Here is an 8,366-nt window from a genome sequence, read left to right as displayed (position 1 = left end):
CAGCGGTAGAGCGGTCGGCTGTTAACCGATTGGTCGCAAGTTCGAATCTTGCCCGAGGAGTTGGGCGGGGGGATGCAAGCTTGATGTTCTCCTCAGCCCGAGAGGACGAGGATTCTTTCTCGCTTGTCGCAAGCTACGCGGACGGGCTGGCGCCGCTGCCACCGCGCCCCCTTTTTCCCACCCTATACGGGGGGATGAAAGGGAGGCCGGGGGCGCCATCACCCCGACTCCTGGGCGACGGCAGGGACATCGAAAGCGTGGGCAGTCGACTCCAGCCTGTAGGATGTCGAGATGGGGAGACTTATCTCCAGGACTAAAGTCCGGGGCTTGTGCCTCCCGACTTGCTGGTCACCCCTAGTTGGGGTTGGGATGCCGCTGCTGAAGGAACGCTTCGATTTATAATGCCCTCTGGCCGTTTCACCTATTCCGAGGGTAATTGCTGTGATCGACCTGTCGCGGATCCCTGCCCAACCAAAGCCAGGCCTACTTAACCTCCTGATTGAGATTCCGGGCGGGAGCAAGAACAAGTACGAGTTTGACAAAGACATGGGCGTAATGGCCCTAGACCGGGTGCTCTACTCTTCGGTGCAGTACCCCTACGACTACGGCTTTGTGCCCAATACGCTGGCAGGGGACGGGGATCCTTTGGATGGCCTGGTGATCATGGATCAGCCCACCTTTCCAGGGTGTGTGATTGCGGTGCGCCCGCTGGGCATGCTGCAGATGATCGATGCGGGGGAGCCGGATGAGAAGTTGTTGTGCGTGCCCGCTAAGGACCCTCGCTATGCTTCCGTAACCAGGCTGGAAGATATTGCCCAGCACCGCCTGGACGAGATTGCCGAGTTTTTCGCCACCTACAAGCGCCTGGAGAAGAAAGAAACCCAGATCTTGGGCTGGAAAGGCCTAGCCGAAACCGAGGCAGTGATCGCCAGCAGCATTGCCACCTACCAACAGTCCAAGTAGCTCCCCAACTTTTCTGGACTGAAGCTCCCAGTTGGCGCCAATCTGTTCTGGCTTGGATTCCTCGAGCTAGCTTAGGGTTGGACTCGATGGCTTCTGCTATGGCCGATACCCTTCAGCTTTGGCTTTACCACCTGGAACAATGGGCAACGCAACTTGTCCAAGGCCAACTGCAGCACCTTTCTCCGCTGAGCCTGCTGCTGGTGGGTCTGGCAGGTCTGGTCACCAGCCTTTCTCCCTGTATGCTCTCCCTGTTGCCGGTAACCATCGGCTACATCGGCGGCTACGCTCCCACTACCCCCGCCGCTGCCGGAGAAGTGCGCTGGCAGGTTTGGGTGCAATCGCTAGGCTTTGCGGCTGGCGTGGCTTTGACGCTCAGCGGGCTGGGCTTGGGAGCAGCTTTGCTAGGCCGGGTTTATGGACAAACCGCTGCCTTTGGATCCCTAGTGGCGGGAGGGATCGCCATCCTCATGGGCCTGAACCTGCTGGAAGTTGTCCCCTTGCGCTTCCCCGATTGGTTTAACCGGTTGGAGATCCCTGGCCAGTGGCCTGGGCTAGGCCGGTCGGTGTTGCTGGGATCCACCTTTGGCCTGGTAGCTTCTCCCTGCAGCACGCCGGTTTTGGTGGCCCTGCTCGGCTGGGTCTCCACCACAGGGCAGCCCTGGGTGGGGGGCGGGCTGCTGCTGGCCTATGCGCTGGGGCTGGTCTCGCCGCTGCTGTTGGCGGGGGTGTTCGCCGGCTCGATGAAGCAACTGTTGGCCTTGCGGCGCTGGTCGATCTGGTTTACCTATGCCAGTGGCGTGGTGTTGGTGGGCTTTGGCACCGTGACGATCCTCTCCGCTTGGGCCTAAGGGATCCCTGCTGCAAGCTAAGATGGGGCTGCCCTCCAGTTGGGGGGCAGTTCAGATCTTGAGCTGACAACTTCCCATGGTTATCCCCTCTCTGCCGCTGTCGCGGTGGCTTTCCCCCTTGCGTCGGTACTTTCGCCATGAGCTGCTGCCGCTGCTGGCGGATCTGCGTCTGGCCATCGGCCTTTTCTTGGCAATTGCCCTTTTGAGCGCGGTTGGCACGGTCATCGAGCAAGAGGAAACCGTGGCCTTCTATCAGGCCCACTACCCCGAGCATCCGGCCCTGTTTGGCTTTCTCACCTGGCGGCTGATCCTCAAGCTGGGGCTGGATCACGTCTATCGCACCTCTTGGTTTCTGGCCCTGTTGATCCTCTTTGGCAGCAGCCTGGCCGCCTGTTCTTTGACGCGCCAGTGGCCGATGCTCAAGGTGGCCCGTCGCTGGAGCTACCTCACCCGTCCCCACTCCTTCCAGCGGCTGCCCTTTTGGACCTATCTGCCCCAACGCTCCCTGCAGGGGCTGCCGCAGCGGCTGCGCCAGCGGGGCTATGCGGTGTTTCAGGACGGATCCCGACTTTACGCCCGCAAGGGTCTGATTGGGCGGTTTGGGCCTATCCTGGTGCACGTCAGCCTGCTGCTGATCCTGCTGGGGGCCATCTGGGGCAGCCTTGCCGGCTTCAAGGCCCAAGCGCTGATCCCCAGCGGCAGCGTCGCCGCCATTGAACAGGTAACCGGGGCAGGGGATCTGGCTCATCTACCCACCTGGCAAATTCGGGTCAACCGCTTCTGGATTGACTATGCTCCTGATGGCCGGGTGAAGCAGTTTTACTCAGATCTCTCGATTTTGGATGGGGGCCAGGAGGTCAAACGCCAGACCATTTCCGTCAACCATCCCCTCTCCTACCGGGGGGTGACCCTCTACCAGGCTGATTGGAGCATCGACAGCATCCGCATCCGCCTCAACAACAGCCCTCCCTTTCAAATCCCGGTGGTGCCGGTGCCCACCCAAGCGGGCAGCAAGCTCTGGGGCGCTTTTGTCCCCACCCGGCCAGACCTAAGCGAGGGCCTGACGCTGTTGTTGCCCGATTTGCAGGGGACGGCCCTGCTCTACGACACCCAAGGCCAGTGGATAGGATCCCTGCGCCAGGGCATGAGCCTGGCCCTGGACGAAGTTGCCCCCCAGCGCTTCCCCAACCGTCTTACCCTGCACCTAGACGAGGTTATCGGCGCCACCGGTCTGCAGATTAAATCCGACCCAGGGATCCCGCTGGTCTATCTCGGCTTTGGGCTGCTGATGCTGGGGGTGGCGATGAGCTATTTCAGCTACAGCCAAGTTTGGGCCCTGGAGACGGAAGCAGGGCTCTACCTGGGAGGCAAAACCAACCGCGCCCTGGTGAGCTTCGAGCGGGAGTTTGCCCGCCTGGTGGAGCAGCAACTGCTCTCCTCTCCCCCTTCGCCGGCAAAAGAACCCCCTCCTGCCGCTCGCGTCGGCGGGACGGAGTCCTTAGCCAACGGCTAGCCATGGCGGCTGTTTGACCGGCAACGCTGCCCAGGGTCATCTAGCTCCCCTCTCCCTGAGGGAGAGGGGCTGGGGGTGAGGGCGGAACTGCCCAAATCCGGCAGGCTGACCGCGAACAGGGTGCGGTTCTCGCCGCTTTCCACTTGCAGGATCCCTTGCAACAGCTCCACCGCCTTTTTCACCAGCGGCAGGCCCAAGCCGGTGCCCCCCTGGTGGGCGTAGTCCAGGTGCGGGATGCGGTGGAACTTCTCGAAGATGCGCGGCAGGTGCTCCGCTGGGATCTCGACACCGGTGTTGGTGACCTGCAAATGGAGACCCGACGAATCGACCGCCACTTCCAGATGAACCTGCTGGCCGGCAGGGGTGTACTTGGCGGCGTTGGCCAGCAACTCGCTCAAGATGCGGGTGAGCAGCCCCACATCGGTGTTGAACAAGATGGGTTCAGAGGGGGGGTAGGAGATAAAGGTGAGCTGGCGCTCTTGAAAGCGCAGGGCAAAGGGCGGCAACAGCTTTTCCAGCCACTCGCGCACCTCGAAGCGGGCGATCTCCAGACTGCGGCTGCCGGCCTCTAGCCGCTGCAAGTCCAGCAGGTCGTTGACCAAGTCCAGCTCTTTTTGCCACTCCTGTTTGAGGATGTTGAAATAGGGGATCTGCGCCTCGGAAAGGCCGCGCACCTCCAGCATTTTCAGGGCCATTTTCATGCTGGTCAGAGGCGTGCGCAGCTCGTGGGAGACCATGCTGAGAAACTCTTCTTTGAGCTCGTTGAGCTGCTGCAGTTGCTGGAGCTGAGCCTGGGTTTCCTGGTAGAGGCGGGCCTGGCGAATGGCGATGCTGCACTGGGTGGCCACCTGCTCGGCAAAGTGGATCTCGGCCTCGGTAAAGCCCTCCTGGGGCAGGCGAACTAACTTGAGAAAGCCCAGCAACGAGCCGGTGCCTGAGACAAGCTGCCCTTCTTGCTCTTCTACAACCAGGGGGCAGGCAAGCAGGGTACAGCGCCCCCGCAGCGGGTGATCCGTGCTGAGGTAGAGGGTCTGGCCTTGGCGGAGCTGGCGCAAAAGCACGGGATCCAAGGGCAGAGTGACCTTGCCCAGGGGGGGCAGGGATCCCGCCGCTTCGTAGGCCAGCGTGTAGGTCTGGGTTTCCGGATGGATGAGGGCCACACCGCAGGCGCCCAGTTGGAAAGCCTGGGTGAGCTCCCGCACCACGGTGGCCAAGATCTCCTGTTCGTCCAGGCTGGAGCGCACCTTGTCGCCAATCAGCCGCAGCAGTTGCTCGTATCTCACCCGCTGGGCCAGCTCGGCATTGCGCACCTCCACCTGGTAGCGCAGCTCGGCGTTGGCAGCTTGGAGTTGCTCAAACAGCTCCGCCTGTTGCAGCGCCAGCCCCAGTTGATCGGCAATTTGTCGCAAAAAATCCGGCATCCAGGGATCCCATTGTTTGGGGGCGCTGCACTGGTGGGCGATCAACAGCCCCCAGAGGCGGGCCGGCTCGCTGTCTTTGCCGTCAGGGCCAGCCGCCTGCAAAATGGGCACCACCAAGTTGGCCCGCACCCCCAAACCGGCCAGCAGCTCGCGGTGGCAGGGCTGGATGGGGGCGGTGTCGATATCTTCAATGGCCGAAATGCGGCCCTGCTGATAGGCCTGGTGCCACTGGCTAACAAAGCATTGATCTTCGATAACCAGGCCCAGCAGGCTCAACTCTGGCCGGCTGACCGATTGCATGGCGATCTCGCCCACCCAATTGGGGAAAAAGCGGTAGATCACCACCCGCTCCACATCCAACAAACGGCGGACTTCTTCTACGGCAAAACCCAGGATGGACTCCACCTGCAACGATTGCCGGATCCCTTGGGCGATGCGGTTGAGCAGCCGGGCTTGGTGGAGTTGCAGTTGAGCCTGCTCCTGGGCTCGCTTGCGCTCGGTAATATCGACAATGGAGGCAATGCCGTAGATTTGTTTGTCGGGAGTCTCCGCCACAAAAGACGAGAGGTCAACCCAGAGGATCTCGCCGCTTTTGCGGATGTAGCGTTTTTCCATGCGGTAGCCCCGGCGGCGGCCCGCTCGTATTTCTTCGACATAGATTGCCTCCTGCCGCAGATCCTCAGGGTGGGTGAGGTCGGCGTAATTCATGCTCAAGAGCTCGGCCTCGGTGTAGCCGGTGAGCTGGCAAAAGCTCTCGTTCACCTTGACGATCTGCCCCGCCGCATCCGTAACTGCCATGCCCACCGGGGCTTGCTCAAAGAGGTTTTGAAACAGATCTGGCTGATCGTGCAGCGAGTGCTGCCGTTTTTGTTGTGGGTTCTGCAACTCTTTTTCCTGGGTCAAATCCTGTACGCTGGCAATGCCGATTACCTTCCCCTGGGCATCCTGCCAGGGGGCATCCAAAATCCGCACCGGAAACCGCTCGCCGTTGCGACGCATAAAGGTCAGCTCCCAACCCTGCGGGGGCCGACCCTGAGCCAGCCCCTGGGCGAAGGCGGTGGCGATCTTCTCCATCTCCTCCGGGGGCCAATAGACAAAAGGGGGATCCTTAACGCCAGCGGATCCCGGTAGTCGCCGGCGGCCAAGGTTACAACAGGGGCGGTCATCGCCTCAGCCAGGGTGGATCCCTGCCAAGATCGGTCGCTGGCCACCCACCGCAACACAAAAGGATAGCTTGGTAGCCCCGTACTAAAGTACGGGGCGGAAAAGCCCTTGAGCCACTTTAGTTGCTTCTTTGTTATAGTTAGTACAGAGCTTCTCCAGGAAAACAACCTACTGCGGTGCAAAACCCGCGCGGCAATAACTAACCTGGAGGAACTTAAGTCCGAAGTAAGCAGAACTTTGAGGTTATGCCTCAAAGGACTGTCTAGGGGCGTCTTGACAGCGCCTTTGCGAGTCCATTTTGGGCTGCGTAAGAATCCCCTGGGTGGGAGTGTCAAATCCACAGCCGTCAAAATGTCCACCACTTGGCCTGCATCCACCACCAAGGCGTAGGGCCGGGAGCCATTCTTTTGCGCCAACAGGGAGAGAACCTCGGCAAGGGGGCTGTCGAACCCGACCAAGAGTGGCATCTGGCCAAAGCACTGTTCCAGGGATCCCGATGAAGAGCGCAAGTCTTGCACCATGTCGGTGTCAGGGGATAACCGAACCTTAAATTGCAGTCAGAAAAATTTGCAAACAGTATAGCAGAGGGAAACTTTAGCCAAGACCAGACAAAATACTTACTTACGGACTTACTTGCAGGCAGTTTTAGCTTTAGGCATTTGATAGCTTTAACCCAAGCTTAACTTTACAAGTTAGAGTACCACGTCGCGCAAAGAAGTTTCGAATTTTGATATAAATCTTTACATCTATCTGCTGTTTAATTTGCTGGTGCCGAGACTTGGGGAGCAAGTTAAGCTCTTAGCTCGCTGTTAACAGGAATTGTCGATCTAAGTTGCGGCTCTTCCGGTTTATCGAGGTTTTTCCTTCATCTAAAAAGGGGCAATCGCCATCCTGTTGCTCTGTTTTTTTCAAGTATCTTCGCGTCATCGAGTTGAGCTTGGGTTGGTTTCATTGGAGACAGATTTGACAGATTTTGAGCGGCTGCCAGATTACTTGAGTTCAGCCCGTGCTGCCGCGACCCCTCTCAGCCCTCCGCTCCCGGCGAGGGAACTTGGGAAGCTGGCTGCATTCTAAGCCTCATCAAGTACCCATCTGTGGCTGTGCTGCCCAGGTGAGGAGTTTGCCCCCTACACTGAAATTGGGCAAGTTGATCCCGATAGCTAGGGGATCAGATGTTGCCGGCGTTTTGGGCTTAGCTCTTCTCGATGGCTTTTTCTCCGCCGCTGACAGATTTTCTCTCCGGCCAGGCCGCTCCTATTCCCATCCAAACTCCCTCGACGGTTCCAGAATTGGCGCAGCTCCTAAAAGAGTGCCGCGAGCGGAAGGTGCTGCCGCTCGGGCAGGGGAGCAAGTGGGGATGGGCTCCTCGCTTGGAGGCTGTGGATCTCATCCTCAGTACCCGTGGGCTGCGCCGCTTGATCGACCATGCGGCTGCCGACCTAACGGCGACAGTGGAGGCCGGTATGACCCTAGCGGAGCTACAAGCCATCTTGGCAGAGCGGGGGCAATGGTGGCCGGTGGATCCCCTTTACCCTGACTGGGCCACAGTGGGGGGCATCGTCGCCACGGCCGATACGGGCTCGCTGCGCTGGCGTTACGGTGGGATCGGCGATTTGCTGCTGGGCATCACCTGGGTACGGGCCGATGGGGAGGTGGCCAAAGCGGGTGGGCGGGTGGTTAAGAATGTGGCCGGCTATAACTTGACGAGACTGTTCGCCGGATCCCTGGGCAGTTTGGGGATCCTGACGCAGGCGACCCTACGGCTCTATCCCCTGCCGGCAGCCCAAGCAACTTTGGTGGCTACAGGATCCCTGCCCGATTTGGAAGCCTTGGCTCGGCAGGTGCTGAGGGCGCCGGTCAGCCCGGTGGGGGTGGATCTCTGGCTGAAGGCAGAAGGGCCCCAGCTCTGCCTCCATTTCCACGGCTCCGAGCGGGTAATTGCCCAACAGATGACCCAGGTGCAACAGCTAGCTCCTGCAGGATTGAGCTGGCAAGAGGCAAGACCTGAAGCCCCGCCTCTGCCCTCCCGCCGTGCGGGGATGGTGTTGGCCAAGTTCGGCTGCTTGCCTAGCCAGAGCCTGGCTACTCTAGAGCAGTTTCAGTCTCTATTTCCCGACGCTCAGGTGCAACTGCATCGCGGCTGTGGATTGGGGCGAGCCTGGATCTCCCAGCCTGAGGTGGGATCCCTGCTACAGTTACAGCGCCACCTCAAGTCGGTGGGCGGGTTTCTCCTGCTGCTGGAGGCACCGGCAGCCCTGAAGACAGCTCTGGCCCACGATTTCGGCCCGACGGCGACCCTAATGCGCAAGCTGAAGCAGCAGTTTGATCCCGCCGCCATCTTCAGCCCCAGCTTGATATAGCTACTCCAAATCACGCCGAAACGTGACATCCTCTCCCACTAAGCCCTGACGGGCTGTAGACGGGAGCTTCCGAGAATCACTTCCCGGAGTTGCTGCT

At 60.1% G+C, this 8,366-nt stretch carries 5 protein-coding genes and 1 pseudogene; 4 read left to right on the top strand and 2 right to left on the bottom strand.

Features of this window, described 5'->3' with window-relative positions; all coding sequences use genetic code 11:
* Positions 1-444: 444 nt before the first annotated feature.
* The 3 genes from NW846_RS11890 to NW846_RS11880 all read left to right on the top strand — a co-directional run bounded on the left by NW846_RS11890 (position 445) and on the right by NW846_RS11880 (position 3,324).
* Positions 445-963 carry an inorganic diphosphatase gene (locus NW846_RS11890; RefSeq protein WP_041438773.1) on the top strand — a complete coding sequence of 173 codons (519 nt, stop codon included), beginning with the start codon at positions 445-447 and terminating at the stop codon, positions 961-963.
* Positions 964-1,061: 98 nt separating this feature from the next.
* Positions 1,062-1,811, top strand: coding sequence for a cytochrome c biogenesis protein CcdA (locus NW846_RS11885; protein ID WP_011429166.1), 750 nt, complete (start codon positions 1,062-1,064; stop codon positions 1,809-1,811).
* A 76-nt stretch (positions 1,812-1,887) separates the two neighbouring features.
* Complete coding sequence (locus tag NW846_RS11880) at positions 1,888-3,324, top strand: cytochrome c biogenesis protein (protein ID WP_011429167.1); 1,437 nt, start codon at positions 1,888-1,890, stop codon at positions 3,322-3,324.
* On the opposite strand, the gene NW846_RS11875 is transcribed toward NW846_RS11880, so the two are convergent.
* Together NW846_RS11875 and NW846_RS11870 are read right to left on the bottom strand one after the other, a co-directional pair.
* The gene (locus NW846_RS11875) at positions 3,321-5,630 is read right to left on the bottom strand and encodes a GAF domain-containing protein (protein WP_414347052.1); all 2,310 of its coding nucleotides are present in this window, start codon (positions 5,628-5,630) and stop codon (positions 3,321-3,323) included. The genes NW846_RS11880 and NW846_RS11875 overlap by 4 nt on opposite strands.
* A gap of 3 nt (positions 5,631-5,633) precedes the next feature.
* A pseudogene (locus NW846_RS11870) lies at positions 5,634-5,828 on the bottom strand (PAS domain-containing protein); the annotation flags it as partial.
* Positions 5,829-7,114: 1,286 nt separating this feature from the next.
* On the opposite strand from NW846_RS11870, the gene NW846_RS11865 reads away from it, so the two are divergent.
* Positions 7,115-8,269 (top strand): FAD-binding oxidoreductase, encoded by a 1,155-nt coding sequence (locus NW846_RS11865; RefSeq protein WP_099812558.1) that lies wholly within the window; start codon positions 7,115-7,117, stop codon positions 8,267-8,269.
* Positions 8,270-8,366 lie beyond the last annotated feature (97 nt).

Origin of the sequence: Synechococcus sp. W60.3 (assembly GCF_047502615.1) — a bacterium.
Taxonomy (GTDB): Bacteria; Cyanobacteriota; Cyanobacteriia; order Thermostichales; family Thermostichaceae; genus Thermostichus.
The sequence above is the reverse complement of the archived record's forward strand: the minus strand, read 5'-3'. Positions and strand labels throughout refer to the sequence as shown.